Source organism: Rhizobium sp. NZLR10, assembly GCF_019685125.1.
Taxonomy (GTDB): domain Bacteria; phylum Pseudomonadota; class Alphaproteobacteria; order Rhizobiales; family Rhizobiaceae; genus Rhizobium.
The window spans coordinates 197,849-210,629 of record NZ_JABDWE010000005.1; the positions used below are offsets into that span (position 1 = coordinate 197,849).

At 56.5% G+C, this 12,781-nt stretch carries 8 protein-coding genes; 6 read left to right on the forward strand and 2 right to left on the reverse strand.

Annotation, left to right across the window (positions count from 1 at the left end):
* Positions 1 to 131 precede the first annotated feature (131 nt).
* The gene (locus HJB82_RS10245) at positions 132 to 1,193 is read left to right on the forward strand and encodes a PAN domain-containing protein (protein WP_221139902.1); all 1,062 of its coding nucleotides are present in this window, start codon (positions 132 to 134) and stop codon (positions 1,191 to 1,193) included.
* A gap of 356 nt (positions 1,194 to 1,549) precedes the next feature.
* Here the strand turns inward: HJB82_RS10245 and HJB82_RS10250 are convergent, their stop codons facing one another.
* Positions 1,550 to 3,988 (reverse strand): DUF4062 domain-containing protein, encoded by a 2,439-nt coding sequence (locus HJB82_RS10250; RefSeq protein ID WP_221139903.1) that lies wholly within the window; start codon positions 3,986 to 3,988, stop codon positions 1,550 to 1,552.
* A gap of 1 nt (position 3,989) precedes the next feature.
* On the reverse strand, positions 3,990 to 4,334 hold the full coding sequence (locus HJB82_RS10255) for a hypothetical protein (RefSeq protein WP_221139904.1): 345 nt from the start codon (positions 4,332 to 4,334) through the stop codon (positions 3,990 to 3,992).
* 288 nt (positions 4,335 to 4,622) lie between these two features.
* Here HJB82_RS10255 and HJB82_RS10260 point away from each other — a divergent pair, with 288 nt between their 5' ends.
* The 5 genes from HJB82_RS10260 (at position 4,623) to HJB82_RS10280 (ending at position 12,583) form a co-directional block, all read left to right on the forward strand.
* Positions 4,623 to 5,378 (forward strand): ImuA family protein, encoded by a 756-nt coding sequence (locus tag HJB82_RS10260; protein ID WP_221139905.1) that lies wholly within the window; start codon positions 4,623 to 4,625, stop codon positions 5,376 to 5,378.
* Positions 5,299 to 6,813, forward strand: coding sequence for a DNA polymerase Y family protein (locus HJB82_RS10265; protein ID WP_221139906.1), 1,515 nt, complete (start codon positions 5,299 to 5,301; stop codon positions 6,811 to 6,813). Before HJB82_RS10260 ends, HJB82_RS10265 begins: the two co-directional genes overlap by 80 nt.
* Complete coding sequence (locus HJB82_RS10270) at positions 6,813 to 10,076, forward strand: error-prone DNA polymerase (protein WP_221139907.1); 3,264 nt, start codon at positions 6,813 to 6,815, stop codon at positions 10,074 to 10,076. The genes HJB82_RS10265 and HJB82_RS10270 overlap by 1 nt, the downstream gene beginning before the upstream one ends.
* Positions 10,077 to 10,423: 347 nt before the next feature.
* On the forward strand, positions 10,424 to 11,296 hold the full coding sequence (locus tag HJB82_RS10275) for an ornithine carbamoyltransferase (protein WP_221139908.1): 873 nt from the start codon (positions 10,424 to 10,426) through the stop codon (positions 11,294 to 11,296).
* A gap of 243 nt (positions 11,297 to 11,539) precedes the next feature.
* Positions 11,540 to 12,583 (forward strand): hypothetical protein, encoded by a 1,044-nt coding sequence (locus tag HJB82_RS10280; protein WP_221139909.1) that lies wholly within the window; start codon positions 11,540 to 11,542, stop codon positions 12,581 to 12,583.
* The last annotated feature ends 198 nt before the right edge of the window (positions 12,584 to 12,781 follow it).

The window sequence follows — 12,781 nt, forward strand, 5'->3', positions numbered from 1 at the left end:
TTGACTTTCTTAAGCAGAAATCGCTTACTCGCCGAAGGGTGGTAAGGGTTATCGTCGTGCGTATCCGCGTTTTACTGTCTGCTATCGTCGTTTTGAGCTGTGCGTTCCAAACAAGGGCGGCAGAAGTCCGAATGGATAAGCTCAAGGATGATCTCTTCGTCATTTCAGTGACCGGCGAGTTCCAAGAAGGCGATGACCTTCGCTTTAAGAACCTTGCTATCGCGACCGACAAGGCGGTTGTCTTCCTTGACAGTCCGGGTGGTCTAGCGGGCGTTGGGATGGAGATAGGCCGCACGATTTCGATCAAGGGCTTCTCGACCGCCGTGGTTGAAAACACGATATGCGCCTCATCGTGCGGGCTGGTTTGGCTCGCGGGGAAGCACCGGTTCATTGCGCCGACGTCAAAGGTCGGTTTCCACGCCGTCTTCAGTGACACATCAGGGCAGCAAACCGTCAGCAGCGCAGGGAATGCCCTCGTTGGCTCATATCTTCAGCAACTCGGCCTTAGCGCAAACGTCATCGTCTATGTTACCGACGCTGCGCCAGCTTCCATGCAATGGCTGACGGCTGCTGACGCAAAACAGATCGGATTGGACATCGATCTTTTGGCGGGTGATACGCCTGCACAAGCTTCAGCACCTGTTCCGTTTGGCGGGGATGCGACCGCGAGTTACGCGCCAACAACGGTCACCATAACGCCTCCACCTCAGCCACATGGGCCGATGTGGAGGATTTTTGAGCACACCGATTTACCCGGCTATGACCTGCCAGATATGCCGTTGAAGTTGTTTACGGTTGAAGACTGTAAGATGGAGTGTGACGGCAATGATCGGTGCCGCGCTTTCACGTTCAATGAAGCGCACAATGTATGTTTCTTGAAAGGTATGGCAAGCGAAGCTCTGCAGTTCAGCGGGGCAGTGTCTGGGTATAAAGGCAACGATAGCGACATTCGACGCGTCGGCCAGGACTTTGGTTCTGCGCTCGATTTCCGAACCAGCAAGAACGTGGAGATTATGGCCAAGCCATTCGCCAAGTTCGGCGGCTCGTCGCTCGCTGCCTGTCAGGATCAATGCATCCTTACCCCGACGTGCCAGGGATTCAACTACTATCGAAATGGCATGTGCTTCATGCTTAGTGTCCGAAAGCCAACGCGCAACAATCTGTTGTCGGTTGCCGGAGCGCGGTCGAATTGATGCGGCGAAATCCTCTAATTGGGTTGCTGGTCGCCGTTCTGGTTGCTCAGCCCGCACTGGCCGTACGCCGTGCAGCGGTCGGAAAGGCGGCATCGACCACTGCCAAGGTTCGACGTTCATGCGCGGGATCATCGGCCTTGGTCTGCTGGTCTATCGCTCGCCTTTACGGCAATTCTCTGGTTTGCTGGGTATCCTTGATCGCAGTCCTGCGACAGCGTCCTTCTCGCCACCCGGGACGTTCATCTGCGGGACGCTGATTGCGGATTTTTTCCACTAATTTGCCTTCCCCAAGTTGGGCCTCGCCTCTTCAGCCCGGCTTAGGCCGGGCTCCTTTTTTCGCAGTATCACGGCCAAACTTAGAAGGTAGCCTCTCTAGCCGCCAAAGGCTTCGCAAAGCCCGCTGGGGTATTTACTGCGAGGTCAAGCCAATGGATCACGTTGTAATAGCGGTATTGGTCGCCCCCGGTGTAGGTTTCAAGTAATCTCCGACAACGTGTCTTTGTCAGGCTAAGCACGGATTTCAACGAGGCTGCTTTTCGAACCGCATCGTCTTCATGCGCCATGAAGGCCAACATCGTCAGATCGCTAAGCTCTGCGAACTGCTTATTTGTAAGACCGGCAATCAGTCGGGCGAGCAGCGCTGCTGAGAACGATTGAGTAAAGAGGTCAGCAATACGTGATTTTGCGAGCCGGAGGATCGCGTTTGCGGCGGCATTATAGTCGTTGGACGCATCATGGAAAAACCCTGTACGCGCGTAATTTCGGCGCTCAACAAGGGCTGCAATGCGGGTGACGTCGTCCCAGGTGCCATGTTGCTCCAAAAAAGAAACCGCCTCTACTGCAAACTTTGGCTCGTCTCGATCAAGCACTCGACGCACTAGGTCAAGGGCGGAAGTGCCGCCCCGTCGGCAGACGATCTCGAAGACCTCCTTGCAAGCTTGTTCTCGAAGGTAAGCCGACAACCCCTCAATTTGAGAAACAAGTTCCTTTGAAGGTCCAACTCGGTCCGTCAGATTCTGTAATCGACGTCCGAATTCGGCAACGAACACGTCCTCTAAATTACGCTCTATTTCACCAAACTGCTCTGTGAAGTGTTTGTCGTAGAGCGCGTATGCAGCTTCATACTCGTATACTTCTGATCGCCCCACTAAGTCGCTCAGGGATTCCTTTGGAAAAGCGGAATAAGATTGCCGCAGAAATTTGCTGAAGAATTCCTCCCCCTCAGTCGTTGAGCCCATAAGGAGCCCGAATCCTTTATTTTTTTCGCGAACGAGAATTTTTCGCGCCTCGTCTGACGTAAATTTCCGCTGTTTCTTTTGAAGTGTCTGAAGGGCGAGAAACCTCACTTCAGGGTTCTGATCGTCGAGCAAGACGGAAGCCGTCACCTCAGCGAGACCATCTCTGGCGACGAGCGTTTTGATCGCCATCGCTCTCAATTCGGACGAACGATGTCCAGTTAAGGTCGATAATCTGTCGGTCCGTAAACGGGACGGGTGGGCGAAGAGAATCTTCAGCAGGCGCGGCGGGATATTGGAATTCTGATGTCGCTCAAGAAGGTCCAGAGCACGCTCGGTATCGGTCTCAGCGAGTAGCATGACTGCAACTACGACGGCGTGTTCACTGATCGTTGTGTCAGTCGAGGCCATGGTCTCGTCAAGAAGTGAAAGATCGGCCGGAGTCCCGCACTCTTCGAGATAAGCCAGTGTCGCCTTCTTAACGTCGTCGGATTCGCTTTCCAGCCATGCCTTCAGCAGGCTGTCTCGCCCGAGCGGAATGCCTTCCGAGTCGAGGCGATTGTGAGCCTTCGCGAGGCATTGTATCAGCGACACCTTCAGTGGTGGTTCGCGAATGAGCGCTTGCCAGACCAATTCGTCACCAGGGCTATCTTCAGCTTGATAGACCCAACCCCACAGTGGCGCGTTCTGGTGAGCAATGTTTGCCGCTCCAGCGACGAGCAGAGCTGAAATCTCAGCGAGCGTTAGCTTGAAAGTCTCTCGGTTTTTAAAGATTAGATTGGCGTCGTGGACGCCCAAAGTTTCGGAGTCGTTTCCGCTACGGCTCACCGCCATGCCAAGAAGACGGAAGCGAGCCAAGTCTGCGGCGGAGACGTTCTCGACAGGATCAGCTCTTGAGACTAGGTCTCTGACAAAGTCGATTGCTTCTTCACCGAACAAACGAATCTCAGGATTGCTCGGCGTTGTCTCGCGTTCGCCTTCAGCGCCTCCTTTGCCACCAGCTTCTGTCTGTTCCTCAGTTTTGCGCTCGGCGATGATACCCTTCTGAACATAATCCGTGACAAGGGCCCGAAACTTTACCTCGAAATCAGGAATTTCTTTGAATTCCTGGAACAACACCTTCTGGTCAGCGATGACTGTCTTCTTGAACTCAAGAACCTTCGTCAGCTCTTTACCAGGGTCCTGCATCCGGCTCTCTTCCGGCGCTTTGAACAGCAGCGATATTTCTGGCGTGCCGGTCTTCAGTCTCCGTTTCAGTGAGCGCTTAAACTCCTCCTCGAAGCCGGAAGTGTAAGGATGGTTCTCGTCCCCCGGGGGTGATCCCCACCGCTGCCACATGACGCCAACAAAATATTCGCATTGATCTAGGTCTTGGTTGATGACGGCTTGTGCGCGACCAAAGCGGGAGACCGTGTCCTCCCAGCCGACCAACTCTACTTGGACATTGTAGAAGTCCGCGTGATTTCGATTAATCTCCTGGGCTATGCGGGATGCAGCCTGTCGTTCAGGCCCAAGGTCGCCGGGCGAGCCAAGAAATATCTTTACGATCTTACGGTACACGCTAGAGGTCCGGTTGCTTTCGGTGCAATACCAACACAGTAGCTGAAATATTCAACTCACAGCTGATCTTGTCCACTGAAAACGTTCGGATCATCAGGCCGCGAACAGGCTTTGCTTGGGAATGCGCAAGCGTGTCGCCAGGTAGCTCACCGCCATCATCCGTCATCACCGTGATCCGTCCCGCGTAAACGACGTCAATGTAGGCTTGGACCGTCTGCAGTTCGCTTTTCGCGAGTACGATTTTGGTCCCTATCGAGGTGATGCGAAGTTCGTCAACAGTGACGCCGAAGGGGATACTCTTCAATCTCTGCAGACTCTCGTCAAATGAGACCACATTCTCCGTCATTGGCTTTTCTCCTGGACTTACACCGGCGTTGCATGAGTTGAGGAGCGGGGAGCGCAGATCGTTCCCCATAGGTATTTTTTCTTATCGATGGCATTTTTGTGCCTGTGGATTGTCTGTCGATAGGGGATTGAATCCATTCGTTCTTCGGTTCCAGCAGTATTCTGCCAGGTTGCAGTTGGGGAGGTGCTCGCCGATGCACGCACATTGACTCACATTCAAATCGGGAACAAATAGGGAACCTACTCGCTTTCGAGTGAGATGAAAACTTGATTTTGAAGAAGGCTCCGAATGGCGCAGACCGGCGCAAACCCCATCATTTCCGACCTTCGAGATCGCATACAGCACCTTGAAGGGGCCGTGGCTCGTCCTAAAACGGTCCTCCCATTCGGAGTGGCCGACATCGACGCGCACCTTCCGGGTGGTGGGCTAGCCTATGGGGCATTGCACGAATTCGCCGGGGGAGGAGCAGGCGCGATTGATGGTGCGGCCGCAGCGTTGTTCGCCGCTGGGATTGCTGCCCGAACCAAAGGCAAGGTCGTTTGGTGCCTCGCTAGACCCGACCTCTTCGCACCGGCCTTGGCCCAAGTCGGCCTCCATCCTGACCGTGTGATCTATGTCGAAGCGGTCAAAGAGGAGTTCGTCTTGGAAAGCTTCGAAGAAGCGTTGAGGTTCGGAGGGCTTGGGGCTGTGGTCGGCGAGGTGGTCCGGCTTCCCATGACGATATCACGGCGGCTCCAGCTTGCTGCCGAGGGCTCCGGCACCATCGGGTTGGTTATCCGACGATGGCGGCGGCAGGCCGAGGCTGGGGATTTTGGCCATCCGACGGCTGCGGCAACAAGATGGCGAATATCCGTCCTGCCGTCCGAGCCGCTTCCGGTGCCAGGCATCGGCCGGGCGCGGTGGCTGGCTGAACTGATCAGGGTGAAAGCAGGAGAGAGCGCAGATTTCGTCATAGGTGCATGTGATGACCAGGGTCGTATCAGTATTTCTTCCGACGCTGCCGACGGATCGGGTCAGACGCGCCGATCCCTCCATTCCGGCTGAAGCGCCGCTTGTCATTGTCGCCCGGAGTGGGTCGAAGCGGTGGCTGTCCGCCGTCGATACGAATGCCGCCAAGCTCGGTTTGCACGTTGGCATGGCCGCTGCAAAAGCGCAGGCGCTTGTTCAGGGCTTGCACAAGGTTGACGCCGATCCCGCCGCCGATCTTGCCGCACTCGAACGCCTGACGCTCTGGGCGCTGTCTCAATACTCGCCGGTTGTGGCAGCCGATCCTCCTGATGGCATCGTGATGGACACAGAAGGAGCCGATCATCTGCAAGGTGGCGAGGAACTGATGCTGTCCGGTCTCGTGAACCGGTTTCGTGCACGCGGTCTGCCAGCTTGTGCTGTCATTGCCGATACCTGGGGAGCTGCATTCGGGCTGGCGCGGTCCATGAGGGCGGAGACGAAGGTTATTCGAATAGGGAAAACGGCAGATGCCGTTGCACGGCTTCCTCTTTCGTCGCTGCGGCTGAGCGCCGAGGCGATAGTCAGCCTACGCACGCTCGGCTTCAAAACCGTCGGCGAGCTGGCTGCGACACCTCTTGCGCCGCTTGCCCTGCGCTTCGGCCCAGAGATCGGCCGTCGTCTCGACCAGATGTTCGGCCGCGTCGCTGAACCCATTGATCCGATCCGCTGTCCTGAGATCATCGAAGTCCATCGTGCCTTCGCCGAACCAATCGGCGCTGCGGAAACCATTGCGAAGTATGTTTCGCGGCTTGTGGCAGCACTCTGTCTCGAACTGCAGGCCAAGGGGCTAGGTGTCCGGCGCACCGACCTGATTGTCCATCGGGTCGACAACACGATTCAGGCACTGCGAGCAGGGACGGCGAAGCCCGTGCGAGATGTCGCCTGGCTGACGAAAATCCTCCATGATCGCATCGAGAAAATCGATCCCGGCTTTGGCATTGAGAGACTTAGTCTTGCGGCAACTATGGTGGAGCCGCTGAACGAAAGACAGATCGTTTCCAGTCTCGTGGAGGCCACTGACATCGATGTCACCTCCCTGATCGACGTGTTGGGTAACCGTGGAACACAACGCATCTATCGGCTGGCACCTGTTGCGAGCGATGTGCCGGAACGCTCGGTGCAGCGCATCTCGCCAGTTGCCGACGAAGAGGGGCACACATGGCCACTGATCTGGCCGCGTCCCGTGCGCCTGATGGATCAACCCGAACTCATCGAGGTCATGGCTCTGCTACCCGACCATCCGCCTGTCTGGTTTACCTGGCGTGGCAAGCGCAGGCGCGTCAAACGGGCGGATGGTCCGGAGCGCATTTACGGCGAGTGGTGGCGGCGAACCTCCGAATGGGTTGCCGTCCGCGACTACTTCGTCGTCGAGGATGAGGCGGGTGAGCGCTACTGGATTTACCGATCAGGTGATGGCGTCGATCTGGATACGGGCTCACATCGGTGGTTCCTGCATGGGGTATTTGCCTGATGCGCTACGCCGAACTCCAGGTCACAACGCATTTCAGCTTCCTGCGCGGAGCATCGTCTGCAGACGAATTGTTCGCTACGGCCAAGGACCTTGGCATCGAGGCAATCGGCATCGTGGATCGCAATTCGCTGGCAGGTATCGTTCGGGCACTGGAGGCATCGCGAGCAACTGGCGTCCGTTTGGTTGTTGGTTGCCGCCTTGACCTGCAGGACGGTATGTCGATCCTGGTCTATCCGACGGATCGGGCGGCCTACTCTCGGCTGACCAGGCTGCTGACGCTCGGGAAGAGCAGGGGTGGCAAAGCCAAATGCATCCTGACTCTTGAGGACGTCGCGCTCTATTCCGAGGGGTTGATTGGAGTTCTCGTGCCTGATCTTCCTGACGAGACCTTCGCATTCCAGCTTCGGAAAATGGCCGAAGTGTTCGAAGATCGGGCATATGTTTCGCTCTGTTTGCGTCGTCGACCAAACGACCAGATGCGGCTGCATGAAATCTCGAACAAGGCTGCTCGGTACCGGGTGAAAACCGTGGTCACCAATGATGTCCTGTTTCATGAGCCGAGTCGCCGTCAGCTCCAGGACGTCGTCACCTGCATCAGGACGAGAACGACTATTGATGACGTTGGCTTCGAGCGGGAGCGCCATGCGGACAGGTATCTAAAGCCGCCTGAAGAGATGGAGCGTCTATTCAAGCGTTATCCGGAAGCGCTCGCCAGGACCATGGAGATTGTCAATCGCTGTCGCTTCAGCCTGGAAGAGTTGACCTACCAGTATCCTGAAGAAGCCCTTTTACCGGGAATGGATGCCCAGCAATCGCTGGAGCACTATGTCCGCGAATGCATCCCCAATCGCTATCCGGACGGCTTGCCACCTCATGTCGAAAAAACGATCCGCCACGAACTCGCGCTCATCGAGACGATGCGATACGCCCCCTATTTTTTGACGGTTTTTTCCATCGTCCGGTTTGCTCGATCCCAGGGCATCCTCTGTCAGGGACGTGGTTCCGCTGCGAACTCTGCTGTCTGCTTCGTGTTGGGGATCACATCCATTGATCCGGAAACCAATGACCTCCTGTTCGAGCGCTTTATCAGCCAGGAACGCGATGAGCCGCCGGACATCGATGTCGATTTTGAACACGAGCGGCGAGAGGAGGTCATCCAGTGGATTTACCGCACCTACGGCAAAGAGAAGGCGGCACTTTGCGCCACGGTCACCCGCTATCGGAGCAAGCGTGCGATCCGGGATGTCGGCAAGGCATTGGGTCTGCCTGAGGACCTGATCAAGGCACTCTCGTCAGGTGTCTGGGCCTGGTCGGAGGCCGTCGGCGAAAAGCAGGTCAGAGACCTCAATCTCAACCCTGACGACCGGCGGCTCGCTCTGACGCTCCAACTGGCGCAGCAGCTCATGGGAGCACCCTGTCATCTCGGTCAACACCCTGGTGGCTTCGTGTTGACCCATGACCGGCTCGACGACCTGGTGCCTATCGAACCAGCGTCCATGGTGGATCGCCAGGTCATCGAGTGGGACAAGGATGACGTTGAGGCGCTGAAGATGATGAAGGTCGACGTGCTGGCGCTCGGCATGTTGACTTGCATGGCCAAGAGCTTTGCGTTGCTCGCCGAGAAGAAGGACATTGATCTCGATCTCGCGACGATCCCACAGGAGGACGCGGCGACCTACGCGATGATCCGACGGGCCGATACGCTCGGAACCTTCCAGATCGAGAGCCGGGCGCAGATGTCGATGCTGCCAAGGTTGAAACCTCGGACGTTTTACGATCTCGTCATCCAGGTGGCTATCGTGCGGCCAGGCCCGATCCAAGGTGATATGGTGCATCCCTATCTTCGCCGCCGAGAGGGCAAGGAGAAGGTCGAATACCCGACGCCCGAACTGGAAGCCGTCCTTCACAAAACTCTCGGCGTGCCGCTGTTTCAGGAAAGCGCAATGCGTGTCGCTATGGTCTGCGCCGGGTTCACGGGCGGAGAGGCCGACCAACTCCGGAAATCTATGGCCACCTTCAAGTTCAGTGGCGGCGTCTCGCGTTTTGAGGACAAGCTTGTTTCCGGCATGATCCGTAACGGGTATTCACCGGAGTTTGCGAAGCGCACCTTCGGCCAGCTGGAAGGTTTCGGGTCCTATGGCTTTCCGGAGAGTCATGCGGCGAGTTTCGCTCTGATCGCCTATGCGTCCAGCTACATAAAGCGCCATTTCCCCGATGTCTTCTGCGCGGCGTTGCTGAATTCGCAGCCGATGGGATTCTACGCGCCAGCCCAAATCGTCCGAGATGGCCGTGAGCACGGCGTTGAGGTTCGGCCAATTTGCGTCAACCGATCACGATGGGATTGCACACTCGAACCCATCGAAGGCTCGGATCGTCATGCGGTCCGGCTCGGCATGCGCATGGTCAGGGGCCTCGCAACGGCGGACGTTGCCCGGATTGTTGCCGCCCGCGCAGACCAGCCCTTCGACAGTGTCGACGACATGTGGCGACGGTCGGGCGTCCCGGCTGCATCGCTGGTGGAGCTGGCGGAAGCGGACGCTTTTCGACCTTCCCTGGGATTGGAGCGTCGCGATGCGCTCTGGGCGATAAAGGCACTGCGGGACGAGCCGTTACCGCTCTTTGCGGCGGCTGCGGAGAGGGAGGCCAGAACCATTGCGGAGCAACAGGAACCGACAGTCGAACTCATGCAGATGACCGAGGGCCATAACGTCGTTCTCGATTACGGACATACCGGGCTGACGTTGCGGGAGCATCCGGTCAGCTTCATGCGCCAAGAACTTGCGGAACGTCGGATCGTCACCTGCACGGAAGCGATGTCGGCCCGTGACGGCCGCTGGCTGATGGCGGCCGGGCTGGTTCTCGTGCGTCAACGGCCGGGCTCCGCGAAGGGGGTCATCTTCATGACCATAGAAGACGAGACAGGTGTTGCGAACGTCGTCATTTGGCCCAAGCTGTTCGAGCGGTCGCGGCGAGTTGCATTGGGAGCGTCGATGCTGGCGATCAACGGTCGCATTCAGAGGGAAGGCGATGTCGTCCACTTGGTGGCCCAGCAGCTGTTCGATCTTTCAGGAAGTCTTAAGGGCTTGGCGGACCGCGATCTGGAATTTCGGCTGCCGACGGGCAGGGGAGACGAATTGGCTCATGGTACGTCCGGCAGGCCGGATTCACGCGATCCGTCAGGTCAAGGAATGAAGTCGCGGGATATATTTATTCCCGATCTGCATATCGATCAGCTCAAGGTGAAGAGCCGAAACTTCCATTAAAAGGAATATTGACACTGCGGTCTACCGCACTTTCGAGCACCGCTTTTGAATGGCACTTCGCGCCAGAAGCAGACAAAGTTCGCCGCTTACGGCCATCCCCAAGATTTAGCTAATCCTGCAAACAAAACGAAAACGACCGCAAGAGCCATGAGTGGAAGTATGATTTTGGCCTGCCTTGTGTGGAACGACGGAGGCGCTTTCATGAAATCGGTTCTCTTCCCGGTCTCGGGCAGCATAACCCACAAAACCGCGCCAAACGTAAAGGTTGCTGCAATCAAAGACAAAATGCTGACCATAGTTGCAATTTAAATGGTTGCGGCGATAATGCAAAAAAATTGGAAGCACCCATGGATTTTAAGTCGAACAAAGATTTCCTTGAGTTCCATTCATTGCCGCTGGACACCATCACCGCGATTATTGAGCGGGCTGGCCAGCTTGCAAAGCATTGGACCGACCGCACCATGCCGCAAGCGCTGCGAGGGCAGCGGGTTGGTATTATCGTCGATGACACAGGATGGCGGAATACTGCCGCTTTCGATCTCGGCGTGAAGGCTATGGGAGGTATCTCCGCGCAACCGCCCATCAGCTTCAATGTTCGCGAGACCACTGCCGACCTTGCGGGTTATCTCGACAATTGGTTTGACCTTCTCGTCGTCAGGACAAAGGAACTTGCCACCTTGCAAGAGCTTGCATCCCTCCTGGATGCGTCTGTCATCAATGCACGAACAAGGACCAATCATCCATGTGAAACCCTTGGCGATCTTGCGTACGTCAAGAGCGTCAGGGGATCATTGGCAGGACTTAAAGTTGTCGGCATAGCCCCGGATGCAAACATTTTTCGATCATGGGTCGAGGCATCGAAGATCGTGCCAATCCATGTCGTTCAAGTGTATCCGGAGCGCTGGCATGTCACGGACCCCAACCTGCTAAACCCGAATTTCGAAACCAGCCGGGATATTAGGCATGTCCTCGAAGCGGATGTCATTATCACGGACTCCTGGCCGAAAGACGCCGACGAAAGCGAGTTAGTTGAATATCAAGTGACGGCAACGCTCCTCAGTAAAGTAGAGCGCGACATGATCTTTTTGCCATGCCCACCAGTTGCGAGGGGGCAAGAAGTGACGGTCGATGCAATGTTGCACCCAGCCTGTCAAAGCCGTGCTGCGAAGGGGTTTTTGCTTCACGCCCAGAATGCGCTAATGGAGTGGATTACCTCCTGATCATCGGCACGGTAGCAAAGGGCCGATAGCTGCCATGGCGGGCTGGAACGATTGACAATCTATCCCGACCTTCCTGACTACGCTGCCTTCAATCATTGGAGGCGGGGGATATATGTCTGCTCGCGAACTTCCGTCGCCTCCGCCTCAGACGTCGCTTGCGTGCAATTTAACCGAAGTTTTTCATAATACGTCTTCAGGTTGATGCGATAGGGTGATCGTATCAGCGCGGAGCACGATTACCTTATGCAGTATCTTGGGCTTTTTCTGAGTTTTGCGGGCCTACCCTACGCCATTGGCTTCATCGCCCTGTGTTTCTGGTGGCGCTGGTGGTTGCTCCTGCCCGCCGGGGTCGTGGCGGCCGTTTTGGCCAAAATCGAATACGCGAGCGTCAATGCTTCCGACGGGGCTGGCGCAGCATTTGGGATCATCCTCGTCGTCTTCATGATGATTGGTGCCGCCAGCGGTTTCGTTGCGAGTGGGCTTGTGCTGATCGGCCGCGCCACCCGGTCGCGGGCGCTGCGGGCCATATACGTGCTTCCCGTCGTCTTCATCTTAGGCTTCGGCAGCTATTTCGTGGTCAACTGGACACAGCAGAAAATCAGAGAGGCTCGCTATGCGCCGCCCGCTGCTGCATGCTTCGACAACCTGCACCCGGCCCGGGTCGCCGATGTCGACATCGAGATTCCAGTAGCGCCCGGTATTTTCCTTTGGGGCGAAGGAATGAACGACGCCCATTACATTCTTTGGAATAATCCGGATGCACGCGCCTTCTGCAGGGAGGCCGACCAAGGCAACGCGACTTTGAAGTCAGTGGTCTTCATGCTGGATGGAAGCCCGTCGCGGAGAGAGATGGAGACTAACCGACCGTTCTGCTCGCGCCCGCACCCTGAATATCCGTGGGCCGAGATGGCCTGCCACCTAATCCCCATGGAAGTCATTCCCGATAAACCTGTAGAAATCACGGTTTCGGTGAAGGCCTCGGGCTTTGATCCTTCGGCCCGCGACCGTGAGGCTATGTTGAAGAACCAAGCCGTTGTGGCGTCCGACGGTCTCAGAACCTATCGCTCTAAGAATGACCTCTACCTGCAGCGGCCGGATGGATATTTCGCCCAGTGCGATGACTATCACTCCAAAATCCAACCTTGGCTCTTCTGCACCGCCAAGGAGCAATTATCAGATCGGCTCGCCATCTCGTACAATTTCAGGAGCACAGGGGCGATTTTCATAACGCAGTCGGTTACCGTCGCAGCCAACGCCCGAGCGATCTTCAGTTCTCTAAAACCATGAAAGTACGTTCCCTCTGCGCGGCAGGCGCAGTGCTTTGAGCCCAGCAGAAAAAGTGTTCAACCATTCGCTGCTGCAATGACAAAAGGTCGGAGAAACGATTATGGTGGGGTTAAATCTATTTGGCACCATGTTCGAAACCGTCCTGCTTGAACTTATTGCTCCTGATGGGAGTGTAGTCCGAAAAAATCATCCTGAGGA

Excerpts from the sequence above, each read along its gene's own strand:
- HJB82_RS10245 (WP_221139902.1), top strand. The coding sequence starts at position 132 with ATGGATAAGCTCAAGGATGATCTCTTCGTCATTTCAGTGACCGGCGAG.
- HJB82_RS10255 (WP_221139904.1), bottom strand. The coding sequence starts at position 4,334 with ATGACGGAGAATGTGGTCTCATTTGACGAGAGTCTGCAGAGATTGAAG.
- HJB82_RS10260 (WP_221139905.1), top strand. The coding sequence starts at position 4,623 with ATGGCGCAGACCGGCGCAAACCCCATCATTTCCGACCTTCGAGATCGC.
- HJB82_RS10265 (WP_221139906.1), top strand. The coding sequence starts at position 5,299 with ATGACCAGGGTCGTATCAGTATTTCTTCCGACGCTGCCGACGGATCGG.
- HJB82_RS10270 (WP_221139907.1), top strand. The coding sequence starts at position 6,813 with ATGCGCTACGCCGAACTCCAGGTCACAACGCATTTCAGCTTCCTGCGC.
- HJB82_RS10275 (WP_221139908.1), top strand. The coding sequence starts at position 10,424 with ATGGATTTTAAGTCGAACAAAGATTTCCTTGAGTTCCATTCATTGCCG.
- HJB82_RS10280 (WP_221139909.1), top strand. The coding sequence starts at position 11,540 with ATGCAGTATCTTGGGCTTTTTCTGAGTTTTGCGGGCCTACCCTACGCC.